General features: G+C 72.5%; 22 protein-coding genes. 14 read left to right on the top strand and 8 right to left on the bottom strand.

All coding sequences use genetic code 11. The features are described from left to right. Nucleotides 1-20: 20 nt before the first annotated feature. The 5 genes from J2S43_RS19075 (at nucleotide 21) to J2S43_RS19055 (ending at nucleotide 6,566) form a co-directional block, all read left to right on the top strand. The gene (locus J2S43_RS19075; protein ID WP_306831059.1) at nucleotides 21-461 is read left to right on the top strand and encodes a MarR family transcriptional regulator; all 441 of its coding nucleotides are present in this window, start codon (nucleotides 21-23) and stop codon (nucleotides 459-461) included. Nucleotides 462-614: 153 nt separating this feature from the next. Continuing rightward, complete coding sequence (locus J2S43_RS19070) at nucleotides 615-1,922, top strand: hypothetical protein (protein ID WP_306831057.1); 1,308 nt, start codon at nucleotides 615-617, stop codon at nucleotides 1,920-1,922. A gap of 128 nt (nucleotides 1,923-2,050) precedes the next feature. Next, the gene (locus J2S43_RS19065) at nucleotides 2,051-4,981 is read left to right on the top strand and encodes a M14 family metallopeptidase (protein ID WP_306831056.1); all 2,931 of its coding nucleotides are present in this window, start codon (nucleotides 2,051-2,053) and stop codon (nucleotides 4,979-4,981) included. 131 nt (nucleotides 4,982-5,112) lie between these two features. Continuing rightward, complete coding sequence (locus J2S43_RS19060; protein ID WP_306831054.1) at nucleotides 5,113-5,499, top strand: DUF6401 family natural product biosynthesis protein; 387 nt, start codon at nucleotides 5,113-5,115, stop codon at nucleotides 5,497-5,499. 323 nt (nucleotides 5,500-5,822) lie between these two features. After that, nucleotides 5,823-6,566: a LamG-like jellyroll fold domain-containing protein gene (locus J2S43_RS19055; protein ID WP_306831052.1), complete on the top strand. Its 744-nt coding sequence runs from the start codon at nucleotides 5,823-5,825 to the stop codon at nucleotides 6,564-6,566. A gap of 69 nt (nucleotides 6,567-6,635) precedes the next feature. On the opposite strand, the gene J2S43_RS19050 is transcribed toward J2S43_RS19055, so the two are convergent. The 4 genes from J2S43_RS19050 to J2S43_RS19035 form a co-directional block, all read right to left on the bottom strand. Further along, a complete protein-coding gene (locus J2S43_RS19050) occupies nucleotides 6,636-7,940 on the bottom strand; it encodes a HAMP domain-containing sensor histidine kinase (RefSeq protein WP_306831050.1) in 1,305 nt (434 codons plus the stop codon). A gap of 70 nt (nucleotides 7,941-8,010) precedes the next feature. Then, a complete protein-coding gene (locus J2S43_RS19045) occupies nucleotides 8,011-8,688 on the bottom strand; it encodes a response regulator transcription factor (RefSeq protein ID WP_306831048.1) in 678 nt (225 codons plus the stop codon). 3 nt (nucleotides 8,689-8,691) lie between these two features. Next, nucleotides 8,692-9,444 (bottom strand): ABC transporter permease, encoded by a 753-nt coding sequence (locus tag J2S43_RS19040; RefSeq protein WP_306831047.1) that lies wholly within the window; start codon nucleotides 9,442-9,444, stop codon nucleotides 8,692-8,694. Beyond that, nucleotides 9,441-10,343 carry an ABC transporter ATP-binding protein gene (locus tag J2S43_RS19035; protein ID WP_306831045.1) on the bottom strand — a complete coding sequence of 301 codons (903 nt, stop codon included), beginning with the start codon at nucleotides 10,341-10,343 and terminating at the stop codon, nucleotides 9,441-9,443. The genes J2S43_RS19040 and J2S43_RS19035 overlap by 4 nt, the downstream gene beginning before the upstream one ends. 146 nt (nucleotides 10,344-10,489) lie before the next feature. Between J2S43_RS19035 and J2S43_RS19030 the strand changes: the two genes are divergently transcribed. The 8 genes from J2S43_RS19030 (at nucleotide 10,490) to J2S43_RS18995 (ending at nucleotide 21,746) form a co-directional block, all read left to right on the top strand. Beyond that, nucleotides 10,490-11,494 carry an NAD(P)-dependent alcohol dehydrogenase gene (locus J2S43_RS19030; RefSeq protein ID WP_306831043.1) on the top strand — a complete coding sequence of 335 codons (1,005 nt, stop codon included), beginning with the start codon at nucleotides 10,490-10,492 and terminating at the stop codon, nucleotides 11,492-11,494. Nucleotides 11,495-11,562: 68 nt separating this feature from the next. Further along, nucleotides 11,563-13,140, top strand: coding sequence for a methyl-accepting chemotaxis protein (locus J2S43_RS19025; RefSeq protein WP_306831041.1), 1,578 nt, complete (start codon nucleotides 11,563-11,565; stop codon nucleotides 13,138-13,140). A 430-nt stretch (nucleotides 13,141-13,570) separates the two neighbouring features. Beyond that, nucleotides 13,571-14,212 (top strand): response regulator, encoded by a 642-nt coding sequence (locus tag J2S43_RS19020; protein ID WP_306831040.1) that lies wholly within the window; start codon nucleotides 13,571-13,573, stop codon nucleotides 14,210-14,212. A 4-nt stretch (nucleotides 14,213-14,216) separates the two neighbouring features. Continuing rightward, nucleotides 14,217-14,954, top strand: a complete 738-nt coding sequence (locus J2S43_RS19015; RefSeq protein WP_306831038.1) for a hypothetical protein — start codon at nucleotides 14,217-14,219, stop codon at nucleotides 14,952-14,954. 153 nt (nucleotides 14,955-15,107) lie between these two features. Further along, nucleotides 15,108-17,363, top strand: a complete 2,256-nt coding sequence (locus J2S43_RS19010) for a hypothetical protein (protein WP_306831035.1) — start codon at nucleotides 15,108-15,110, stop codon at nucleotides 17,361-17,363. Continuing rightward, nucleotides 17,360-17,914 (top strand): hypothetical protein, encoded by a 555-nt coding sequence (locus J2S43_RS19005; protein WP_306831033.1) that lies wholly within the window; start codon nucleotides 17,360-17,362, stop codon nucleotides 17,912-17,914. The genes J2S43_RS19010 and J2S43_RS19005 overlap by 4 nt, the downstream gene beginning before the upstream one ends. Before the next feature lie 39 nt (nucleotides 17,915-17,953). Continuing rightward, nucleotides 17,954-19,747 carry an ABC transporter ATP-binding protein gene (locus J2S43_RS19000; protein ID WP_306831031.1) on the top strand — a complete coding sequence of 598 codons (1,794 nt, stop codon included), beginning with the start codon at nucleotides 17,954-17,956 and terminating at the stop codon, nucleotides 19,745-19,747. Nucleotides 19,748-19,802: 55 nt separating this feature from the next. Next, entirely contained in the window at nucleotides 19,803-21,746 is a 1,944-nt protein-coding gene (locus tag J2S43_RS18995) for an ABC transporter ATP-binding protein (protein ID WP_306831029.1), read from the top strand. On the opposite strand, the gene J2S43_RS18990 is transcribed toward J2S43_RS18995, so the two are convergent. Further along, complete coding sequence (locus tag J2S43_RS18990) at nucleotides 21,724-21,963, bottom strand: hypothetical protein (RefSeq protein WP_306831027.1); 240 nt, start codon at nucleotides 21,961-21,963, stop codon at nucleotides 21,724-21,726. The genes J2S43_RS18995 and J2S43_RS18990 overlap by 23 nt on opposite strands. A 178-nt stretch (nucleotides 21,964-22,141) precedes the next feature. Between J2S43_RS18990 and J2S43_RS18985 the strand changes: the two genes are divergently transcribed. Continuing rightward, nucleotides 22,142-22,480 (top strand): Imm51 family immunity protein, encoded by a 339-nt coding sequence (locus J2S43_RS18985; protein WP_306831025.1) that lies wholly within the window; start codon nucleotides 22,142-22,144, stop codon nucleotides 22,478-22,480. Between the two features lie 48 nt (nucleotides 22,481-22,528). On the opposite strand, the gene J2S43_RS18980 is transcribed toward J2S43_RS18985, so the two are convergent. From J2S43_RS18980 to J2S43_RS18970, 3 genes are all read right to left on the bottom strand, one after another. Further along, nucleotides 22,529-23,500, bottom strand: a complete 972-nt coding sequence (locus J2S43_RS18980; protein ID WP_306831024.1) for a helix-turn-helix domain-containing protein — start codon at nucleotides 23,498-23,500, stop codon at nucleotides 22,529-22,531. Nucleotides 23,501-23,732: 232 nt separating this feature from the next. Continuing rightward, the gene (locus tag J2S43_RS18975) at nucleotides 23,733-24,083 is read right to left on the bottom strand and encodes a VOC family protein (protein ID WP_306831021.1); all 351 of its coding nucleotides are present in this window, start codon (nucleotides 24,081-24,083) and stop codon (nucleotides 23,733-23,735) included. A gap of 37 nt (nucleotides 24,084-24,120) precedes the next feature. After that, nucleotides 24,121-24,303 (bottom strand): hypothetical protein, encoded by a 183-nt coding sequence (locus J2S43_RS18970; RefSeq protein ID WP_306831019.1) that lies wholly within the window; start codon nucleotides 24,301-24,303, stop codon nucleotides 24,121-24,123. Nucleotides 24,304-24,305 lie beyond the last annotated feature (2 nt).

Below are 24,305 nucleotides of genomic sequence, written 5' to 3'. Positions count from 1 at the left end.
AGGATATTCTTGCCTGCACCATGGCTTCCGACCGCGACCCGCCCGACCGCGACCCGGATGTCGTCGCCGCCGTCGACGCGGCGGCGGACGGGCTGCTGACCGCGTTCGACGACGACCTGCCGCACCCGCTGTCCGCGTCGCAGCTGCGCGCGGTCCTGACGCTGGAGTCGCTGCCCGGCGGGGTGAATCTGCGAGGGCTCGCCGATCGCCTCGGTGTGGTGCTCTCCTCCGCCAGCCGGCTCAGCGACCGCCTGGTCGCGTCCGGGCTGCTGGACCGCCGTCAGTCCGACTCGGACCGGCGTGAGGTGCTGGTGCGCCTGTCGCCGTCCGGCCGCCGGTTCCTGGCCGAGCTGCGGGCACGGCGACGGGAGCGACTGGCCAGGGTGCTGGCCCGGATGACGCCCGACGACCGCGCGGCGCTGCGCCGCGGCCTCGAAGCGTTCCGTGAGGCGGCTCGCTAGAGCAGCCCGGTGTTCGCGCACGAATCATCGCCTCCCGCGCAGAAAGATACTTGCTGGACGGCAACTATTCAACGCCGGGCGGCGTGGCGTGCCATTCGTGCAACAACTCTCAGGTAAAAGGTGCATAACGGGCGGAGCGACGGGGGTTCTCCAATGGTGACAGTCAGTGGCCGGCGACTGCTGCTCAAAGCGGCCGCGGGCGGCCTGGTGGGGGCCGCGTTGCCGGCCGGGACCGCGAGCGCGGCCGTGCCCTGGGTGCAGGCGGAACGGTTCCTCGACGCGATGACGGACGCGTACGACACGAACGGGCCACGGCTGCCCCAGTCCCACTCCGACCAGGCCGGGCTGATGAGCACCGCGTTCACGTACGACGCGGCACTCACGATCCTCGCGTACCTCGCGCTGGGCGACCTCAAACGGGCCGTCTCGATCGGCGACGGCCTGCTGTACGCGCGCACCCACGACCCACAGTGGGGGACCGGCCCGCTGCGTCAGGCCTACGGGGTCGCACCGTACCGGCGCGGCGATCGCTCCTGGGCGCACCGCTTCACCGGCCCGGACGGCACCGTGGACGCGGGCGGCCCGTTCCGGTTCACCGCCGCGTTCACCGGCGACCAGGCCTGGGCCGGGCTCGCGCTGCTGGCCCTGCACCGGCGTACCCGCGACCGCCGCTACCTCGACGCCGCGACCGCGCTGGCCGTCTGGGTCCGCGACGAGGCCCGCTCGGCCGGCCCGCTCGGCGGATACACGCTCGGCTGGAACCGGCAGGGCACGCCGATCACCGCGCAGTCCACCGTGCACAACGCGGACCTCTACACGCTGTTCTCCCGGCTCGGCTGGACGGCGGAGCGGGATCGGGCTCGGCGCTTCGTCGACCGGGCCTTTCTCGTCGGCGACGAGGAGTGCTTCTCGGCCGGCTCGCCGGACGGCGAGGTCCGCGACGACGGCGCCCGCACGCTGGAGGCGCAGACCCACCCGTGGCTGGCGCTGCGCGACGAGAAGCACCGCGGCGCGCTGAGCTTCGTCGACCGCCGGCTGCGGGTCACCGACACGCCGGACGCGCCGAACAGCGAGCTGACCGGCCGGCAGCGCTACCACGGCATCACGATCAGCACGCTCAGCCCGCAGGCCGACCCGGACCGCCCGATCGAGGAAGGGCTTCCGCGGCCGGACCCGTACGCGGTCTGGTTCGAGGGCACCGCGCAGTATGCCGTGGCGCTGCGCGCGGCCGGCGAGCCCCGCGACGCGCTGCGCGAACGCGACCCGGTCACGGACGCGCAGGCCGAGCTGGGCCTCGGGCAGACCGTCGGCGGCCGGCCACTGCCGGACAAGGCCGGCGTGGTGGCCACGTCCAGCCCGCTGCACGTGGGCTTCGCCGACTCCGGCTACTACCCGAGCCGGCACCTGGCCGCGACCGCCTGGTACGTCCTGTCGATCAAGGGAGTGAACCCGCTTTCCTGACCGGCCCCTCAGTCGTTGGAGCAGAAGAGCCATTTTCGACCTGGCCTGTGCGGCTTGCGGCATCGCAACGCTCTTCGGCCCGGGTGCGCCAGGTCGAAAAAAGCTCTTGAACGACGACGGGGGTACGCATGAAGGCAGCGGTGGTGCTCGCGCTGGCCGTCACGCTCGGCACGGCCGGGCCGGCGCGAGCGGACGACCACGTGGAGGTCTACACCGGCACGGTGACGCCCGTCCAGGCCGACCGCATGCGCGCGTCCGGCCTGGACGTCGAGGGTCCCGGTGAGGTCGAGGCCGTGCTGTCCGCGCGGCAGGCCGGCCGGCTCGCCGCTCAGGGCGTCCGGCTCACGCCGCGCACGGTCCGTGGCGAGCGGGCCTCCGACGCGCTGCGCGCCCAGGCACGGACCGGGTGGACGGCGTACCGCTCCTACAGCGAGCCGGGCGGCCTGCGCGACGAGCTGACCGCGACCGCGGCCCGGTTCCCGGAGCTGACCAAGGTCTCCACGATCGGCCGTACCGTGCGGGGCAAGCCGATCCTCGCGGTGAAGGTCACCGCGGGCGCGCGCCGGGTGCCGGACGGCAGGCGGCCGAGCGTGCTCTACGCGGGAGCGCAGCACGCCCGAGAGTGGATCACGCCGGAGATGGTGCGGCGGCTCTACCACCACGTGCTCGCCGGCTACGGCACCGATCCGCACATCACCCGGCTGCTGGACACGACCGAGCTGTGGTTCCTGCCGGTCGCGAACCCGGACGGCTACGACCACACGTTCACCGAGGGCAACCGGCTCTGGCGCAAGAACCTGCGGGACAACGACGGCGACGGCCGGATCACGCCCGGCGACGGCGTGGACCTCAACCGCAACTTCGGCTACCGCTGGGGCTACGACGACGAGGGCTCGTCCGGCGACCCGGCCGCGGAGACCTATCGCGGGACCGCGGCGCAGTCCGAGCCGGAGACGCGCGCGCTGGACGGGCTGTTCGCGCGCATCGGGTTCGAGTTCTTCGTCAACTACCACTCGGCCGCGCAACTGCTGCTCTACGGCGTCGGCTGGCAGGTCGCCACGCCCTCGCCGGACGACGTGATCTATCAGGCGCTCGCCGGTGACGACGCGCACCCGGCCGTGCCCGGCTACGACCCCGACCTGGCCGCGGAGCTCTACACCACGAACGGCGACACGGACACGCACGCGTCCGAGCGCTACGGCACGCTCGGGTTCACGCCGGAGATGTCCACCTGCAAGGTCGCGGCGGACTCCGTACCCGATGATCGGTGGCGGGCCGAGGACTGCGCGAGCGAGTTCGCGTTCCCGGACGACGAGAAGCTGATCGCGGCGGAGTTCACGAAGAACGTGCCGTTCGCGCTCGCGGTCGCCGGCGCGGCGCAGGATCCGTCGCTGTCGAGCGGCACGCCGGACTTCACCGCCGACCCGTTCACCGTCTCCTACGGCACGTCCCAGCCGGTCGCCACGATCGCCCGGCGCGCGCTGAAGCACGTCCGGCTGCAATACCGGATCAACGGGGGTACGCCGAAGGCCGCGCCCGCCCGGGAGTGGAAGGGCGGCGAGCGCTACGGGACGGACGGCGACGACTACTTCGCGGAGCTGCGCGGCACCGTCCCCGGCCAGCGGCCCGGCGACCGGGTCGAGGTGTGGTTCACCGGTGAGAAGGACGGCGCCACCGTCACCGGCGGGCGCTTCGCCTACACCGTGGCCGATGACCTCGGCGGCGACGTGCTGATCCTCGCGGCCGAGGACGTCACCGGCACCAGCCCGGACCAGACCGGCACGTCGGCCCGTCTCGTCGAGGTGCACGCCGAGTCCGTGAGGCGGGCCGGCTTCGACACCGACGTCTACGACCTCGACGCGCGCGGCCGGGTCGCGCCGCACCACCTCGGCGTGCTGTCCCACTACAGGGCCGTGCTCTGGGAGACCGGCGACGACCTGATCCCGCGGGACAGGGGACAGCCGAACGGCACGACCACCCGCGCCGCGGCCGCGACCGAGCTGGCGGTCCGCGACTACCTCAACGAGGGCGGGAGGCTGCTGGCCGGCGGGCAGCACGCGTTCTACCCGCAGTCGCTGAACGGCGGCGCGGTCTATCACCAGACCGGCCCGGGGGAGTGCACGGACGCCGCCTCGGCCGCGTGCATCGGGCTGTCCAACGACTTCCTGCAGTACTGGCTGGGCGTGTCCACCTACGTCGGCGGCGGGAAGCGTCACCCGCTGGCCGGGACCGGCGGCGCGTTCGGCGGCTGGACCGGCACGCTGGACGACACTCAGAAGCACACGGCCGCGTTCCTGGGCACGCGCGGCCTCTCGCACGTCCCGGTCGGCTGGGACCGGCCCGGCGCCGCGCCCTTCGACCCGGTCACCGGCGAGCGCTACGCGTGGGGCGGGCGGCACGACTCGTCCTACCAGCGACTCAGCCGCCGGGTGACCGTCCCCGCCGGTAAGCACGCGTCGCTGCGCTTCGCCACCTCGTACGACATCGAGAAGAACTGGGACTTCCTGTTCGTCGAGGCGCGCCGGGCCGGCACGGACGAGTGGACCACGCTGCCCGAGGCGGGCGGCCGGACCAGCACCGCGATCGGCGACAGCTGCCCGACGGACCTGCACCCGGCGCTGGGCCGCTACCTCACCAAGGACGGTGCCGGGTGCGCGACGACCGGGCGCTGGAACGCCGCGACCGGCTCGTCCGGCGGCTGGCAGCAGTGGACGGCGGACCTCTCCGGGTACGCCGGGTCGGAGGTCGAGGTCTCGATCACCTACATGACCGACTGGGCCACCACCGGCCTCGGCGTGTTCGTCGACGACGCGACGATCCTGGTCGGCGGCGAGACCGTGTCCACCACCTCGTTCGAGGACGGTCTCGGCGGCTGGACCGGTTCCGGCTGGGAGTCCACCACCCGGGCCTTCGAGGAGGGTGCGGTGGTGACCACGCCGGACACGGTGCTGCTCGGCTTCGGCCTGGAGGGGCTGCCCCCGGCCGCGCGCGACGACCTGGTCCGGCGTGCCCTGACCCACCTGAAGATCAAGCCCACAACCCGTTCGGGGGTACGGTGACCGCCCACACCTTAGAGAATTGTCGGCATTCTGGCTGTTTTCCGCGGCATCGGTAGCCGGGTCGGGTGCAGTTGGTTGTCATTCAGTCACCCATCTACCACTCAGCGTGTTTACTGCCTAACGTTCACGGCATGAACAACGACATCCCCGCGGTGACCGCCCAGGGCCTCGACGCCGAGCTCCTGCTCAACGCCGACCTGCTCTTCCTGGACGAGGTCATGGCCCGGGTCGGCGTCGACGGCATCACGGCCGCCTACGCCAACGCCGGCCTGCTCGCCGCGGTGGATCAGCACGCGGCCGCGGTCCGCGAGTCGCTGCGCGACGCCGGCCGGGCGATCGACGCGCCCGCGCTGGCGGCCTACGGGCGGTCGATCGCGGCGGCCGCGCGCCGGGCCGGGCGCTTCCTGCCGGACCCGGGCGGCGCACACGTGGCGCCGCTGGACTGGCTGACCGCGGAGTGGCACCTGCTGCGCCTGGTCGCGGTCTGCATGCTCGCGGAGGACGCCGCGGTGCTCTGACCTTCCGTCCCGAAACCCCGCCCGGCCCCGCCGCGGCGGGGTTTCGCGTCTCCGGCCCGCTCCCACCGCCCCCTACCCGTGATCAGGGCGTCCTCCATGCCGTTCCAGCGGCATGGAGGACGTTCTGATCGCGAGGCCGTGTCGTGCCGGCTCGCCCCCTGATCACTGTTGGGGGCGGGGTTGCGGTGCGGGTCTGCCGGAGCCAACGCTCGCTCCGGCGGGGCGTCGCGCGCCTCCGGCGTACCCTCGGTGTCGGATTTATCGTCCTTTTGGGCGCGGCACGGCTGCTTTGCGGATAAAGGCGACGAAACTACTCTGCCCGCATGAAGGTTCCCACCATGCTGATCGCCGCTGCCGCGCTCGCGCTGCTGCCGGCCACCGCGGCGGCCGCCGCACCGGCCGCGCCCGCCCCCGCGGCCGGCGCGTCGACGATCGTCGCGAAGTACACGTTCGACAGCGCCGCCAGCACCGTCAACGACGCCTCCGGGCGCGGCCTGCCGCTGAAGATGCGTGCGGCCGACGGCGGCGCGGTCCGCTACATCACCAAGGGCTCCGGCCGCGCGCTCGCGTTCCCGGCCCGCTGCGCCGCAGGCGCGGCCAAGTGCCCGCGCGTGCTCCTCGAGGGCGGCGACGACGCGGATCTCGACCCGGGCACCAAGCCGTTCAAGTACGGCCTGGCGCTCGCCGCCACCGCCACCGCGGTCGGCAGCGAGTCGAACATCCTGCAGAAGGGCGTGGCGGACGCGCAGGGCCAGTGGAAGTTGCAGATCGGCGGCAAGAAGAAGCTGCCCTCCTGCGTGATCGCCGGCGCCGGCAAGGGCGCGAAGCGCTACATCGCGAAGTCCTCGGCCGGCGTGCTGGACAACAAGTGGCACACGGTCACCTGCCAGCGCACCGCCAGCCAGCTGATCATCTGGGTGGACGGCGAGAACCGCGGCTCGGTCGCGGTCCCGTCGAACGTCAGCATCAGTAACAACCTGCCGCTGCGCATCGGCGCCCAGAACCTCAACGCCAAGCAGACCGCGTTCGGCGGCGCCATCGACGACGTCACCGTTTCGCTCGGCTGACGATCTCCTGGCGTTCCCCGTGATCAGGGCGTCCCCCATGTCGTTCCGGCGACCCGGGGGACGCCCTGATCACGAAGCCTGCGGGCCGCCGTCGAGCGCGGGCAACAGCACGCGGAACGTCGCGCCCGCACCGGGTGCGGTGATCAGGTCGACCCGGCCGCCGTGCGCGGCGACCAGCGACCGGACGATCGACAGGCCCAGGCCGGCACCGCCCGGCGTGACCCGGTAGAAACGGTCGAAGACCCGCGCGGCCCGCTCCGGCGTCAGGCCGGGACCGTCGTCGGACACCTCGACGACCGCCTCCCCGCCGTCCGTGCCCACGCCGATCCGCACCGCCGTGCCCGCGGGCGTGTGCGCGATCGCGTTGCCGACCAGGTTCGTCACCACCTGCCGCAGCCGGGCCTCGTCACCCGCGACCGGCGCGCTCCCCGGCGGCCCGATGCCGCCCGGCCCGGTCAGCGCGACCGGCCGGGACGCGTCCAGCGCCGGCACGTCCAGGTACGCGTCCGCCGCCACCGTGCGCAGGTCCATCGGCGACACCTGCAACACGCCCGGCTCGTCCAGCCGGGCCAGCAGCAGCAGGTCCTCCGCGAGCGCGGCCAGCCGCCCGGACTCGCGCGCGATGTGCGCCATCGTCCGGTCCACGTCCGCGCGGGCGGGCAGCCCGCCCATCCGGTACAGCTCGGTGAACCCGCGGATCGCGAACAGCGGCGTGCGCAGCTCGTGGCTGACGTCGCCGAGGAACGCGCGCATCCGTTCCGCCGACCCCACGAGCTGCTCCAGCATCACGTTCAGCGACGCGGAGAGCCGGCCCACCTCGGTGCGCGGCCGGGCCTCGACCGGCACCCGGTGCGTCAGGTCGCCGCTCGCGATGGCCGCCGCGGTCGCCTCGATGCGGCGCAGTGGGCGCAGTCCGGCCTGCACCGCGAACCAGCCGGTCACGGCCAGCACGGTCAGCAGGGCCGCGGCGGTGCCGCCGGTGACCAGCCACATCCGGTGCACGGTCGCGTCGACCTCGGACAGCCGCACGCCGACCACCACGCCACCCGCGCCGTCCGGTCGCGGCGACCACAGCACCCGCCAGCCGCGCGACTCGTAGGGCTGATCCGTGCGAACCAGGTCGAACGGGGCGCCGGGCGTGCCGGGCGCGCCCACGTACAGCTCGGGGACCATGTCCAGCCGCTCGGCCAGCAGGTCCTGGCCGGCCGGGGAGACCGGGACCGCGCGGGCGATCCCGGCCAGCATCCGCAGCTGTGTGTCGACGCGCTCGACCAGGTGGCGGCGCAGGTAGCCGATCGCGACCGCGTCCGACACCAGCAGCCCGGCCGCCAGCAGCACCAGGCAGATCGCCAGCAGACGCCCTCGCAGACTCATGCCGGACTCCCCGGCGCGCTGCCGTGTCGCCGTGGCCGGCGTCGAGTCGATGATTCGCTCGCCCGCTCGCTCATGGCCGGGGCCGCCGCAGCACGAAGCCGACGCCGTGCACGGTGTGGATCAGCTTCGGATCGCCGGTGTCGACCTTGCGGCGCAGGTAGCTGATGTAGGTGTCGACGATGCTGGTCTCGCCGCCGAAGTCGTACCGCCAGACGTCCGTCAGGATCTCCGCCTTGGTCAGCACCCGGCCCGGATTGCGCATCAGGTGGTGCAGCAGCCGGAACTCGGTCGGGGACAGCCGCACCGGCGCGCCGCGCAGCGTCACCGACATCCCGGCCGGGTCCAGCATCAGCTCGCCCGCGATCAGCGTGTCGGCCGCGGACCCGCCGGTGCGGCGCAGCACCGCGCGGATCCGGGCCAGCAACTCCTCCAGGTCGAACGGCTTCGTCACGTAGTCGTCGCCGCCCAGCGTCAGGCCCTGCACCTTGTCGGCCGGCGCGTCCCGGGCGGTCAGGAACAGCACCGGCACCCGGGCCCCGCCGTCGCGCAGCCGCCGGACCACCTCGAACCCGTCCAGGTCCGGCAGCATCACGTCCAGCAGCACCAGGTCCGGCGGCTCGCGGCGGGCCGCGTCCAGCGCCTCCGCCGCGGTCGCCGCGGACGACACCGAGAAGCCGGCGAACCGCAGGGTGGCGGCGAGCAACTCGCGCACGGTCGGCTCGTCGTCGACCACCAGCAGGCTCTCCATGCGTCAAGCATCCCGCGTGCGGAACACCGCATAGGACAGGGCCAGCAGCACCGCGATCGTCGCGTACATCAGGCCGAGCCCCTGGTACGGCCCGAGCAGCGCCGGATCCGGCACGGTGGACGCGATCTGCCGGCCGGCCATCGTCGGCCACCACTTCCCGAACCACGGCGGCAGCGCGCCGGCCAGCAGCGGCGCGACCAGCACCATCGCCACCAGCGCGGCGAACCCGCCCGCGGTCGCCCGGAACAGCGCGCCGAACGCCACGCCGCACAGCGCCACCCCGGCCAGCCAGACGCCCGTGCCGAGGATCGCGCGCAGCACGCCCGGGTCGCCCAGCGCGGCCTGCGGTGCCCCGGACCGGCCCAGCTGCGGCTGCGCGGCCACGAATGTGCCGAACGCCATGACCACGCCGACCACCAGCGCCGACCCGCCGGTCACCAGGGCCTTCGCGGCCAGCAGCCGGCCTCGGCGCGGCACCGCCCACAGGCTGGTGCGGATCATGCCGCTGGCGTACTCGGACGTCACGGACAGCACGCCGAGCGCGCCGACCGCGAGCGGCGCCAGGATGAACAGCCCGAACAGGCTGGACGAGACCGGGTCGAAGCCGTCCGCCGGCGACTCCGCCCAGACCGTGCCGAACCGGCGAGCGACCAGCATGCCCAGCCCGACCGCGAGGACCAGCGCGACCGCCACGGTCACGGGCGTCGAGCGCAGGCTGTGCATCTTCGTCCACTCGGAGCGCAGCGTGCCGGTCATGCGGTGAACTCCAGACTTCCGGCGGTCAGGTTCATGAACGCGTCCTCCAGCGACACGCGGCGCGGGCTCAGCTCGGACAGCGCGATGCCGTGCCGGGCCGCGACCGCGCCGACCGCGGCGGCGTCCGTGCCGTGCACGATCAGCGCGCCGTCCGCCGCGGTCTCCACGCTCGCGCCGCCCAGCAGCGCGGTCAGGCGCTCCGGCTCGGCCGTGCGGACCAGCACGCCGGGCGTGGCCGCGTCGCGCAGGAAGTCGTCGAGCGGGCGGTCCGCGATCAGCCGGCCGCGGCCGATCACGATCAGGTGGTCCGCGGTCAGCGCCATCTCGCTCATCAGGTGGCTGGAGACGAGCACGGTGCGGCCCTCGGTGGCGTACCCGCGCATCAGGGTCCGGATCCAGCGGATCCCCTCCGGGTCCAGGCCGTTCACCGGCTCATCGAAGATCAGCACCGGCGGGTCGCCGAGCAGCGCGGCCGCGACGCCGAGCCGCTGGCTCATGCCGAGCGACAGGCCACCGGCCCGGCGCCGGCTCGCGCCGGCCAGACCCACCAGCTCCAGCACCTCACGCACGCGGCGGGCCGGGATGTGGTTGCTCTCCGCGAGACAGACCAGGTGGCGGTACGCCGTGCGCCCCGGGTGCGCGGCCCGGGCGTCGAGGAGCGCGCCCACCGTACCCATCGGCGCCCGGTGGTTCTGAAAGGGTCTTCCGCCGATGGTGACGGTGCCGGACGCGGGCGCGTCCAGGCCGAGCATCATCCGCATCGTGGTGGTCTTGCCGGCGCCGTTCGGCCCCAGGAAGCCGGTCACCCGGCCCGGCTCGACCGTGAACGTCAGATCGTCGACGGCGCGTACCGCGCCGTACCGCTTGGTGAGGCCTTTCGCCTCGATCCGCAGGCTCATGCCGATCACCCTGGCAGCACGACCTGGCGCTTCCGTCCGAGCTTCTGTGCGATCTCTGTGTGCCGAACCGGCGGGCGACCCTGAGGGGTGGCGCCAGGGAACTCCCCGATGGTCATGGCAACCGGTGATCACTACCGTCGGTGGTCATGAAGGCCATCGTGCAGCAGCGCTACGGACCCGCTCCCGCCGTTCTCGAGGTCGGGGAGGTCGCCACGCCCGTGGCCGGTCCCGGCGACGTCCTCGTCCGGGTCCACGCCGCCGCCGTCAACGCGGCCGACTGGCACATCATGCGCGGTGACCCGTGGATCGCCCGGATCGCGGCCCCGGCGATCTTCGGGCGGCGCGGGCCGAGGCAGCCGATCCGCGGGCGGGACATCGCGGGCGTGGTCGAGGCGGTCGGGCCGGGCGTCGAGCGGTTCACGCCCGGTGACGAGGTCTACGGCGACCTCGGCGACGCCGGTGGCGCGTTCGCGGAGTACGCGGTCGCGCCGTCCACCAGCCTCGCGGCCAAGCCGGGCAACCTGACGTTCGCCGAGGCCGCGTCCGTGCCGCTGGCCGGCAGCACCGCGCTGTACGGGCTGCGCGACCTGGCCGGCGTCCGTCCCGGCCAGTCCGTCCTGATCAACGGCGCGTCCGGCGGCGTCGGCACGTTCGCGGTGCAGATCGCGGCCGCGCTCGGCGCGGAGGTCACCGGCGTGTGCAGCACCCGGAACGTGGATCAGGTCGCGTCGCTCGGCGCGAAGGACGTCATCGACTACACGCGGACCGACTTCGCGGCGCTCGGCCGGCGCTGGGACGTCCTCTTCGATCTGACCGGCCGGCGCACGCTGGCCGACTGCCGGCGCGCGCTCACCCCGGCCGGCACGCTGCTGCTGGCCGGTGGCGGTGTCTTCGAGGGCGGCAGCCTGTTCGGGCCGATGGCGATCCAGCTGCGGGGGCGGCTGCTGGCTCGGGCCGCGCGCCCGCAGCGGCTGCTCCCGCTGCAGATCACTCCGCGCGCGGAGTACCTGGACGCGCTGCGCGACCTGATCGAGGCCGGTACCGTCCGCCCGGTGATCGAGAAGACGTATCCGCTGGAGGCCGCCGCGGCGGCGGTCCACCACCTGGAGCAGGAACACTCCCGGGCCAAGCTGGTGCTGACCGTGGTGTGACCTTCCTCAGGATCGCCCATCGCACGCCGAACGGAGGGGAAAGTAACGGCGAGGTAGAGGTGACGCTGATGCGGTCCCTGAGTATGCGCACCAGCCTGCTGGCCACGGCCGCGGTCGCGCTGGTCGTGGCCCTGGTGGTCGGTGTGGTGAGCGTGGCGCGGATGTCCGCCATCGCGGACCGTGCCGAGTCGGTCTACGACAACGCGCTGCGGCCGCTGAGTGTGGTGCAGGACATCGAGCAGCTGATCTGGCACTCCCGCTGGGCCAGCCTGTCGAACCTGACCGGCACCGACCCGGTGAAGGTCAAGGCCTACGCCGAGGAGACCTCGGCGATGCTCGACCAGGTTTCGGTGCGCATCGAGGAGTACGACCGGCTGACCGTCACGGACGCGGAGCGCGCCGCGATGGCGACGTTCGCCGACCACTGGGCCGTCTACCTCGACCTGCGCAAGGAGTCCGCGGCGCTGAAGCAGGCCGGGAAGGTCGAGGAGTGGCAGGCGTTCCGCAGCAGCACGCTGAACCCGTCGATCGTCACCGCGATGGAGGACCTCACCGCGCTGAAGGAGCTGTCCCAGGGACACGCCACCGCGACCGCGGCCGCCGCCCGGCAGACAGCCGACCAGGCCCGCAACGTGATCATCATCGTGCTGGTCGCCGGCGTGGTGCTCGCTGCCGCGTTCTCGCTGCTGGTCGCGCGCGGCCTGGTCCGGCGGCTGTCCGGGCTGGAGTCGGTGCTGGCCGCGATGGCGGCCGGTGACCTGACCGAGCGCCCGGCCGACACCGCCGACGACGAGATCGGCCGGATGTCGCGGGCCGTGCACCAGGCGAACGCGCACATGCGCGCGGCCGTGCGCACCCTCGCGGAGGCGAGCGCCGGGCTGGGCGAGCGGTCCACCGAACTGCAGCGGGCCAGCGCTACGCTGTCCAGCAACACCGACGAGGCCTCCGGCCGGGTCAGCTCGATCGACGCGGCCGCGGGCGAGGTGACCGCCGGCGTCAGCGCGGTCGCCAGCGGCGCCGAGGAGATGGGCGCGGCGATCCGGGAGATCGCGGTCAGCGCCACCGAGGCCGCGCAGGTCGCGGCGGACGCGGTCCGGGTCGCGTCGCAGGCCGAGGAGCTGATGACGAAGCTGGACAGCTCGTCCGCGGAGATCGACAACGTGGTCAAGGTGATCACCGCGATCGCCGCGCAGACGAACCTGCTCGCGCTGAACGCCACGATCGAGGCCGCGCGCGCCGGTGAGTCGGGCAAGGGCTTCGCGGTGGTGGCCGGCGAGGTCAAGGACCTGGCACAGGAGACCGGGAAGGCGACCGAGGAGATCAGCCGCCGGATCGAGGCGATCCAGGCGGACACGCGCACCGCGGTCGAGTCGATCTCCGGGATCGGGCAGATCATCGGCCGGATCAACGACTACCAGAACACGATCGCGTCCGCGGTCGAGGAGCAGAGCGCCACCACGAACGGCATGACGTCCGACCTGAACCGCGCCGCCGGCGGCACCTCCCAGATCAGCAGCCAGATCGGCGAGGTCGTCCAGGTGACGGCCGCGACCCGGGAAGCCGCGCACGCCACCGAGACCGCGGCCGGCGACCTGGCCCGCATCTCCGGCGAACTCCGCACCGCGGTCGCGGGCTTCAGCTACTGACACCGCCCGCTGCCCCGGCACGACAAGATCGACGGCGCTGACCGGCCTTCGTCCGCCCGGACGGGAGTCCGCCGGGCCTCCGATACCGGTCGGCGTTCTTGACCACGCCGCCGAGCCGCATCCCTCGACCCCGGCGGCGCCGGTCCCGAGGGTGCCGGTGATGCGCGCATCGGCGTGAACCGCGTCAGAACGCGATGGAGCGGGCGCAGGAGAATGCCGTACCGGCCAAGCCGGGTGTGGGTTTGCCGGACCACCGCGGAACCGGAACGGAGCCCGGCCGCCGCCCCGGCCTCCCGCCCCTGAGCGGAGTCACCCATGCGGCCTGCCGGTGCCCGCCGGGGCTCTGGGACTCAGCCACGCGGGGAGAACAAGATTTTGAAGGGACCTTCGGCCCTGTGTCCGGGTGACCGGGAGGCGGTAGAAAGGAGGGGTGATTCGTGTGTTCCTGCTCGACGACCACGAGGTCGTGCGCCGCGGCATCGCCGGCCTCCTCGGAGCCGCCGGCGACATCGAGATCGTCGGGGAGTCCGGGCTCGCCCAGGAGGCCGCCCGGCGGATTCCCGCGCTGCGCCCGGACGTGATGATCCTCGACGGCCGGCTCCCGGACGGCTCCGGCATCGACGTGTGCCGGGACGTGCGCGCGGTCGACTCGTCGATCAAGGGCCTGATCCTGACGTCGTACGAGGACGACGAGGCGCTGTTCGCCGCGATCATGGCGGGCGCCTCCGGCTACGTGCTCAAGCAGATCCGCGGTAACGACCTGGTCGACGCGGTCCGCCGGGTCGCCCAGGGCCAGTCACTGCTCGACCCGGCCGTCACCCAGCGCGTCCTGGAGCGCATCCGCACCGGCGTCGAGGAGCCCCGCGAGCTGCGCTCGCTGACCGAGCAGGAACGCCGGATCCTGGAGTACGTGGCGGAGGGCCTCACCAACCGCGAGATCGCCGGCAGGATGTTCCTCGCCGAGAAGACCGTGAAGAACTACGTCTCCAGCGTCCTCGCCAAACTCGGCCTGGAGCGCCGCACCCAGGCCGCGGTCCTGGCGACGCGCCTGCTCGGCGAGCAGAGGGGCTGATCCGGTGCTCGCCGAGTGGCGTGACGACCTGATGGCCGGCTACCTGACGCTGACCGACGAGGTGCCGGACGACGCGCTGCTGAACTTCGAAGCCGCCTCGCTGCCGGTCGTCGCCGCGCTGGTGCTGGACCCCGGTTTCGACGAGGAGTTGATCCCGGCCGTCGCCGCCTACCTGGGCGAGACCCTGCTGCGGACGGCCGGCGGCCGGTGGGAGTGGGACGAGGCGCCGCTCGCGGTCCCCGGGGACGGCCTCGGACTGGAACCGGTCGCGCCGATGACGCTGATCGACCAGGTCAGGGACGCCGGCGACGCGTCACCGCTGACGTCGGTGCACGAGGAGTGGGCGGCGGCGGTCGCCGGTGCCGGTGCGCGGCCGGAGAAGGAGGAGACCGACCTCGACTGGGTCTCCCCGGCGGAGACCGCGGCCGCGCTGTCGGCCTGGGCCGCGGCGCGCCGCGACCGTTTCGGCGACCCGACGCCGGAGTCGCTGGACCGGGTCGAGGACGCGGTTCGCGGCGCACCCGGCGATCGGGCGCTGTTCGAGGACGCGGTCCGGCACGTCGGCGAGGTCTTCCGGCGCGGCCACGGTGGACGGTGGACGATCGACTCCGCCGGCCCGGTCGACGCGGACACCGTCTACCTGCGACTGGTCGGCCCGTCGCGGGCACGTGTCACGCCGGCGTTGCTGCTGGCCGCGTCGCGGGAGCAACCAGGACATCTGCGCAGGTACTACGCTTCCTAGGATTGACAGGCGTTCATATCCTGGTGGTGGCATCACGCCGACCACGGGGAGATCGCAATGGTCTTGATGCGACGCGGGCTGGCCTCGGCCGGCCTAGCGGTGGCCTTGTTGTTCGGGTCCGCGTTCACTGGTGCGGCACCGTCGCCCCCGCCGGTGACGGCGTCGCCGGTGCAGGTGCGCGAGCCCACGGTCGTCCCGGGCTCGCCGACGCGGGGGACGGCCGCGCCGACGGCCACGTTCGACTATCCCAGCTTCACCTACCTGATCGGCATGATCGATTGGGCTTCGCCCCGGCTCTCTCCGGAGTCTCTGGCGGCTCTCTCGTTCAAGGGCGACGACTACCCGCTCGGCACCGTGAACCGGCTGCTCGTTACCTGGCGGGACGGGGCGAGCGGTAAGAGGGCGCTGGACAGGAAGCTGGCCGGGCCGTGGAAGAAGCTCACCGAGGAGCAGCGGGAGGCCGAGTCGCGGAAGTTCTGGAACCGGTGGGTCGAGATCACCGTCGGCCGGTGGGGCAACCATCTGATCTCCGGCGAGGGGCACGAACTCTGGGCGGCCGGGCAGGCCGGCGCCCGCACCGAGGACGGGTGGGTGCACGACACGCAGGTGGCCAAGTCGAAGTCCCAGAAACGGCCCGACTGGCGCAACCCGAGTCCGACCAGCCAGGTGATCGACGGTCAGCAGGTGCTGACCGAGGTCCTCGAGTGCAAGTACAGCGATACCGTCGCGGAGGTCAACGAACGCCAGCTGCGCAACTACACCGACGACTTCGCGAAGGCCGGTGGCGGTGGCCGACTCATGATCGTCATCTCGGACGACCCGGCCTCGCCCGACTACGCGAAGAACGCGGCGAAGGAGGACGCGAAGATCGCCGCCGAGAACGAGCGGATCGCGGAGCTCAATCTGACGCGTCCCGCCGGGCAGAAGCTGCTGCCGATCGAGGCGTACTACATGCCGGCCAAGGCGACACCGGTCCCGAAGCTCACCGGTGACGACGTCGACCCGCCGACGGATCCGGGCGGTGGCGTGGCCACCTCGCCGGACCCGCCACCGAAGACCTCGCCTCCGGGCGCGCTCAACGCCGGCCAGGCCCAGGAGCGGAGCCCGGCCGTGGACACGATCGCCGGATCCGCGGCCTCGCCCGAGGAGGCGGCGGAGAACGCCGCGATCGCGGAGGAGGCCGACCGGGGCGTCGGCGCCGACCCCGAGGACGCGGGCGGCCGGCAGACGCCGCAGCCGCTCGGCGGGGTCGACTTCGCCACGCTGGAGTTGCGGTACATCAAGGACACCTATGACGGTGGTGTCGGGACCGGGCTGGAATACGCGTACCAGGTCGACCCGAAGCCCGGCGAGCAGGTCTCCTACGGCGGCCGGGATGCGGCGCAGCTGGCGGCCGACTCGTTCTTCACCTGGCTGGCGCTGCCGCCGGAGAGCTTCACCGTCAACCTGAACCCGGACGAGCCCGACCGGATCATCGACGCGAAGCTGGGTACCACGGATGCCGGCCGGGTGCTGCTGGAGGCGGATCTGGCGATGAAGAAGTCCGTCGCGAAGTACATCCATCCGGAGACCGCCCGTGGCCGCGTCTTCTGGGACTCGCTGCGCGGCGACGACAAGTGCGTGTCGATGCGGCAGTGGATCGTGCCGCGCCCGGCCGTGGTCCGCGAGGACGGCAACGCGCTGTTCATCGTGGACGCGCCGCTCGAGGTGAAGATGGAGACGGAGTACATCGCGACCGCGGGCGTCGGCGGTGTGGGCGGCTGCCCCGGGCAGTCGGAGGCGGACAGCGCGCACAACGAGGCGCTCTACCGGGACACGATCCTGCCGCAGGTGGAGAAGGCGATCAACGAGGACTCGGCGTACGCGGACCTGCGCCGCGTCTACGCCAGCCGGGTCGCGGCCGAGTGGTACCGGCAGCGCGGCGAGTTCCGGACCACCGCGTACGGCGACCTGATCGACTCCGGGGACGTGAGCGCGTGGCCGGCCCGCACGCCGTGGTCGCCGCGTGAGGTGTGGGAGCGGATGGTGAAGTCGTACAAGGACGGCGAGTTCCGCGTGGAGCGGGAGACCCGCAAGGGCGGCTACATCTACACCCACGTGTACGTCTACGGCGGCGTCGACTGGACGACCGTGCCGAAGAAGCTGCTCAGCGGCGCCGAACTGTTGTCCTCCCGACCGGGGGTCGCGGATGCGGTGACGACCGCGCGGGAGGTGCCCGTGGCCGAGGCCGGGTCCGGCCTGACCTGGCTCGGCGGCAGCACGTCGGAGCGCCCGCCCGCCGAGGCGCGGCCGGTGCCCACGGCCCCGCTGGGCCGGCCGTTGTTCTGGGCGCTGACCGCGCTGCCGGTGCTGGCCTGGCTGCTCGCCGGTGCCTGGGTGGTGCGGCGACGCCGCGCCGGTGCGCGATGACCGCGCCGCTGCGCCGGCCGGACGGGGTGACCGGGGCCGCCTACCTGTTCTCCGGTGCCGCCGCGGTCTGGGCGTCGGCCGCGTTCGCGTCGTTCTTCGCGGTCCCGCAGTATCAGCGCCACTACGGTGATCTGCGGGAGAGTGCGGACGCCGCGCTGATCGCCGGGCTGCTGCTCGGGGCCGGCGGCGTGGTCGCGCTGGTCGTCGCCGGGCTGGCGGTGCTGCTGGCCCTGCTCGACCTGTCCGGGCGGCCCGGTGCGCGCACGATCACGTACCTGCTGGGTGCGTTGGCGTTCGTGTTCTGTGTGGTGGTCGTCGCGTTCGACGTGTTCGCGGCGGTGCCGTGGCATCGCTGGCTGATGATCGGTGCCGCGCTGCTGACGGCCGGTCTGGTCATCGCCGCGGGTGTGCTGCTCGCGCTGCCGTCGTCGCGGGGGTGGTTCCGGCTGGCCGCCCAGCAGCGCGCGGTCCGGGCCGCACAGGCGAGACTGGCGCGACAACAACCAATATATCCGTTTTATCCTCCGATGCGGCCGCCCGGTGCGCCATGACGAGTGATTAGCTAGGCTAAGCACCATGGTGGACGATAAGTGACCGTCTCGTCACCGCGAGAGGCGCCGAGGCGGGCGCCGAAGGCTGGGATCGATCCCGATGTCACGAAGGGGTGGCTGCGGCGGGCCGCGCCGATCGTGCGGGCGCACCGGGGGCTGCTGATCACGTCGCTGGTGTTGTCGTTCGCCGGGCTGATCGTGCAGGTGCAGATCCCGGATCTGGTGCGGCGCGGCATCGACACCGCGCTGGTGGCGCGCGCGGCCGGCCTGGAGACGTTCGTCTGGCTGATCGCGGGGCTGGCGCTGGCCCAAGGCGTGATCAACTTCCTGGCCCGGCTGTATCTGCTGCGCACCGCGTACGAGATGGAGTACGACCTCCGCACCATCGTCTACACGCACCTGATGCGCATGCCGTACGCGTTCTACGACCGGGTGCAGTCCGGCGAGCTGATGTCCCGGTCCAGCTCCGACATCCGCGGCGTGCAGATGTACCTGGCGTTCGGGCCGTCGATCGTGGTGCAGTGCACGATCGCGCTGGTCGCGTTCGGGCTGATGCTGACGATCAACGTGCCGCTGGCGATCGTGGCGATGGCGACGATGCCGCTGATCGGGCTGCTGGGCCTGCGTATGCGCCGTGCGATGTTCCCGGTGTCGTGGCTGATCCAGGCGCGCCTGGCCGGGCTCGCGACCGTGGTGGACGAGAACATCCAGGGGGTACGGATCGTCAAGTCGTTCGCGGCCGAGCAGCGCCAGGTGGACGCGCTGGCCACGGCCGCGGACCGGGTGCGCTGGGTCTACATGCGTGACGCGGCGATCCGCAGCCGGTGGAATCCCGTGCTCGACAACCTGCCCCGGCTCGGCCTCGCGCTGGTGCTGCTCTTCGGCGGTCTGATGGTGATCGACGGGACCGCCACCGTGGGCACGATCGTGGCGTTCAACTCGTACGTGCTGATGCTCCAGCCACCGTTCCGCATGCTCGGCATGATGATCATGCTGGGCCAGCGCGCGGCCGCGTCCGCCAAGCGCATCTACGAGATCCTGGACACGCCACCGGTGATCGAGTCACCGCCGGACGGGGTGGCGACGGCGATCACGGGAGAGATCGGCTTCAGGAACGTCCGCTTCGACTACCCCGACGGCACCCGCGCGCTGGACGGCCTCGACCTGGACATCGCGGCGGGGGAGACGGTCGCGCTGGTCGGTGCGACCGGTTCCGGCAAGTCCACGATCGGCCGCCTGATCGCCCGCTACTACGACGTGACCTCGGGTTCCGTCACGATCGACGGCCGGGACGTGCGCGACTACCGCCTCGACCGGCTGCGCGACCAGGTCGGGATCGTGCCGGACGAGCCGTTCCTGTTCTCCGAGACGGTGCACGCCAACATCGCGTTCGGCCGGCCGGACGCGAGCCGCGAGGAGGTCCGGGCCGCCGCGCGCACGGCCGGTGCGGACGACTTCATCCAAGACCTGGAGCACGGGTACGACACCGTGGTCGGCGAGCGCGGCTACACGCTCTCCGGCGGCCAGCGGCAGCGCGTCGCGATCGCCCGGGCGCTGCTGGTCAACCCGCCGGTGCTGGTGCTCGACGACGCGACCAGCGCGGTCGACGTGGCGGTCGAGCACCGCATCCACGACGCGCTCCGCACGCTCATGCACGGCCGCACCACGATCATCGTCGCGCACCGGCCGGCCACGATCGGCCTGGCGAAGCGTGTGCTGCTGGTCGACCACGGCCGGATCATCGCGGACGGCACACACGAAGGTCTGATCAGGACCGAGCCACGGTACGCCGCGGTGCTCGCCGCGTTCGCCGTCGCCGAGGAGTCCGCGTGAGCCGGTGTGCGAGTGCACCGCCGGGCCGGCACCGCGGCCGTGCCGGGAGCCCGGCATGAGCATGTTCGGCGGTGGTTTCGGCGGTCCGGGCGGCGGTCCGGGGTCCGGGTCGCCCGGCGGATTCTCGGCCAGCGGCGCGGGCAGGGCCGCGCGCAACCCGGGCATGCCCTTCGCGGGAATCCCGGCTGAGCTGGCCGCCGGCGTGGCCCGCCTGGAGGCCACCGAGCCGCCGCTGACGACGGCGCACGAGCCGTTCAGCTTCGCGCCGGACGGCGGCCGGATCTCGCTCCGGTCGCTGCTCACCCGCCGCCCGCGCCTGCTGGTCGCGGCCGCGATCGCGGTGCTGGTCGAGGCGCTGCTGCTCCAGTCCGGGCCGTACCTGGTGCAGATCGGCATCGACCACGGCATCCTCGCCCGCAGCGCGCCGGTGCTGGTCGCGAGCGCGGTCGCGTTCCTGGTCGCGGTCGTGCTCACCGGCCTGGCCACCGGCGTCCGGGTCCGGCAGAGCGGCCGGCTCGCCGCCTACGCCACCCGGGACCTGCGCGTCCGCGTCTTCGCCCAGCTGCAGCGGATGTCGCTGGACTACTACACGCGGGAGAAGGCCGGCGTCACCATGACCCGGATGACCTCCGACGTGGAGGCGCTGCAACACCTGCTGCAGGAGGGCTTCGCGCAGTTCCTGATCCAGGGCCTGACCATGGTCGTGGTCACCGCGGTGCTCGTCCACTACGACGCCGGGCTGGCCGCGATCACGCTGCTGATCGTGGTGCCGCCGCTGCTCGCGCTCACGCTCTGGTTCCGCCGCGCGGCGAACGACACCTACAACCGGCAGCGGGACAGCATCGCGGTGATGTTCTCGCACCTGTCCGAGAGCCTCTACGGCGTGCGCGTGATCACCGCGTACGGCCAGCAGCTCCGGCACGTGCTCGCGCACCGCGGCGTGGTCGGCGCCTACCGGGACGCGAACGACGCGACCGGCCGGATCAACGCGGTCTACGGCCCCGGCACGTCCGTGATCGGGCTGCTCGGGCTGGCCGCGCTGCTCTGGATCGGCGGCCGGATGGTGCTGCGCGGCGAGCTGTCCATCGGCGAGCTGACCGCGTTCGTGCTCTACCTGAACGCGTTCTTCCTGCCGGTGCAGCAGCTCGTCCAGCTCTACACGAACTACCAGCAGGCCCGCGCCGCGATCGGCAAACTGCGGGGGCTGCTGAGCACGGCTCCCGGCGTACCCTCCGGGGATCTTGATCTTCCGCCGGTGCGTGGGGAGATCACCTTCGCCGGGGTCGGGTTCGCCTATGAGCCGGGGCGGCCGGTGCTGTCGGACGTGTCGTTGCGGATCGCGCCGGGCGAGACCGTGGCGTGCGTGGGACCGACCGGCGCCGGGAAGTCCACGATCGCCAAGCTGGTCGCGCGCTTCTACGACCCGTCGTCCGGCATGATCACGATCGACGGCCACGACCTGCGCACGGTCACGCTGACCTCGCTGCACCGGCAGGTCGGCGTGGTCCCGCAGGAGCCGTTCCTGTTCGCCGCGTCGCTGCGGGACAACCTCGCGTTCGCCCGCCCGGACGCCGGCGAGGCCGAGATCATGGACGCGGTCGCCGCGGTCGGGCTGGACGACCTGGTCGCGCGCGTCGGCCTGGACGGCTTCCTGCACGAGCGCGGCCAGTCCGTCTCGTCCGGTGAGCGGCAGCTGATCGCGCTGGCCCGCGCGTTCCTGGCCGAGCCGCGCATCGTGGTGCTGGACGAGGCCACGTCCAGCCTGGACCTGCGCTCCGAGCTGCGGGTGGAGGCCGCGCTGGACCGGCTGCTGACCGGGCGGACCGCGATCCTGGTGGCGCACCGGCTCTCCACGGCGCGGCGCGCGGACCGGATCCTGGTCGTGGAGGACGGGCGGGTGGTCGAGTCCGGGTCGCACACCGCACTGATCGCCGCGGGAGGCCGTTACGCCGCGATGTTCGCCACCTGGGAAGCCTCTAGTCCAGGAACCGCGCGGTGAACGCCACCACCGGCAGCGCGGCCAGGTCGGCGCGGTCGTCGATCCGCCACAGCGCGTAGAACGAGCCGCCGCCGGTCGCCCGCGCGAACGGGATCAGCGCGCTCAGGAACTCCGGATCCTTCGACCAGTCGGCCTCCAGGCCCGACTTGTCGTCCCAGTCGTCCAGGCCGAACCCGTCGGCGTACTCCTCGCAACCCACCTCATCCTGAAGCTCCATGAGTTGTTCAGTTCCGGCACCGGAGAATATGCGCTGGTCACGACGGCCTCTCAGGCTGGTCGGTGCGCCCGAGCGTCTTCATCGCCGCCGTGCGCGGCGGACGATCAGCCGACCCCGGGCGAGTGGACTCGGCGTGCGCGTGCCCCGGCGCGCGGTACCGGGATGCGACCATGGGCCGGTGGATCCATTGAGCCTGATAGAGACCAAGCCCGGCGCCTACTCGCTGATCCTGCACGCCGGCAGCACGCCGGTCGACGGGGTGATCGAGGAGCTCGGCCACGAGCCGAACGGCTACTTCTGGGAGGGCGTCGCCCGGCTCGTCGTCCGCGCGGACGCCCCGCACCTGGAGGGCCGATTCCGCTACGACCCGGAGGGCGGCATGTTCTGCGCGTACGGCGCGGACCGGGCCGCGCTGGAGGAACTGGCCACCCACATGGCCTCGGTCGCCACCGACGCGGTCCGCGCCCGCCTGATCGTCACCAACGCGGAGGCGGAGGGGTTCGAGTTCGACGACTGACGCGAGCCGCGGCCTCCCGGGTGGTCGCGCCGAGCTGCGCGGCCATCCTCAGGCCGCCACCAGGAACTCGTGGCGGCGGGCCGGGGTGGCGGCGGTGACGGTCCAGGCGAAGCGGACCGAGACGCCGGGCTTCAGGGGGGTGTCGCTGCGCCACTCGAAACGGTCCAGGTCGCCGAGCGGGGTGACCGTGGCGGGCGGGTCGAGGGGGCGGTCGCCGCTCATCGAGGAGAACTCGCCGGCGACGTGCATGGCGAGGTGGCGGGGGAACTCGAGGCGCACCACGAGCTGCTTGGTGAGCCAGCGGATCTCACGCTCGAACCAGTCGCCCCAGTGCGTCTCCGGCAGGCGGTAGCCGTACTCCACCGTGGCGCGCTCGCCCGGGTAGATCGGCTCGTGCAGGCCGAAGCGGCGGAACCGGATCGCGATGTCGCGGCGCCACTCGCTGACCCGCTCGACCTCCCAGGTGACCGGCCGGCCGTTGTAGCGGGCGTGGAAGCCCAGGTCGCGGTCGCTGATCGGCTGCGCGGTGTAGAGCCGCTTCGCGGCCTGGTAGTCGTCGGGGGACGCGTCCGGCGCGACGTGCGCGGGGAACCAGGTGACGGGCGCGGCCGTGCGGTTGAGCAGGTGCCGGCGGATCGAGATCTGGTAGCGCCGGTACGCCTCGTCGTAGCGGACCGAGGCCTCCTCGCGCTCCACGATCAGCTCGGACGAGCCCGGTGCCGGCGTCTCGGCCTCGCGGGCGATGACCGCGCGCCGGCCAGGGTCGCCGGGATCGCCGTGCCGCGCCTTCACGCAGAGCTTCAGCAGCTCACCGTCGGCGCCGAGCACCGCGTCCGCGCGCATCGCGAAGTTCGGCGTGGGGGCGCAGCGGCCGCTGACGATGTGGCTCACGTACGACGGGTGGAACTGCATGGCCGCGGCGAGGTCCTTGTTACTCAGGCCGCGCTTTTCTTGTAGCGTTTTGAGTGTGACGCGGAATTCTCTTTCGTCCGCTGCCTCTCGCCACCCAAGATCAGTCATGACTACGCCCACCTCCTGCTCAGACAACGAGTATTGCCACGATTACAGGCGTGGCGCAACCCTCTCTCCGAGGTATGGTTCACCCGCTCCGCGATCAGTGCCGCTAGCTGGGAAAACGGGTGTGGTGCGGTGCCGCGATCAGCCAGGTGGCAGATGGCTGGGGGGCACAAAGGACAATCGCTTTGAGGCGTCTGGCGTTTGACGACCACGCAAATCGAAACGCAATTAAATGCTATTCCGATTCGACCGGCGCGCCCCCGTAGCCGATTTCGTTACCTTCTGGGTCGACATAGGTGATCTTTCGGACACCATTGCCGTAGGTCTCCCGCTTCGCCGGCTCGATCCCGCGCGACGAGATTCCCGCGACGATCGATTCCAGGTCATCGACGAACAGCGTGTGCGCCGCCCGCCCGGCCCGCTCCGGCAGTAGCTCCACGTACACGAACCGGTGCTCGGCCAGCTCCCACACCGCCTCCGTGTCGTGCGCGAAGAACCCTGGCGGCGCACCGAACAGCCGCTCGTACCAATCGAGCGCGGCGGGAAAGTCACGGACGAAGACACCGGCGAACAAGTCGAGAGCCATCGCCACAGGCTATCGGCGGCGGTCACCGCCCGCCCGCCTACGCGGGCCGCTGATCCGCGTCGGCACGCGACGCCAGGCGGGCGTGGAGACCGCGGATCATGCGCCGGGACGCGCCCGGGCGCCCGGTCAGCGTCAGGATCTCCGCGCTGGTCAGCTCCGGGCGCTCGGCCAGCGCCAGCGCGGCCGCGTAGGGCCGTCCGGCGCCGAGCAGCGCCGCCACCT

The organism is Catenuloplanes nepalensis (genome assembly GCF_030811575.1).
In the GTDB taxonomy this organism is placed as follows: domain Bacteria; phylum Actinomycetota; class Actinomycetes; order Mycobacteriales; family Micromonosporaceae; genus Catenuloplanes; species Catenuloplanes nepalensis.
This window is presented reverse-complemented; position numbering and strand designations above follow the sequence as displayed.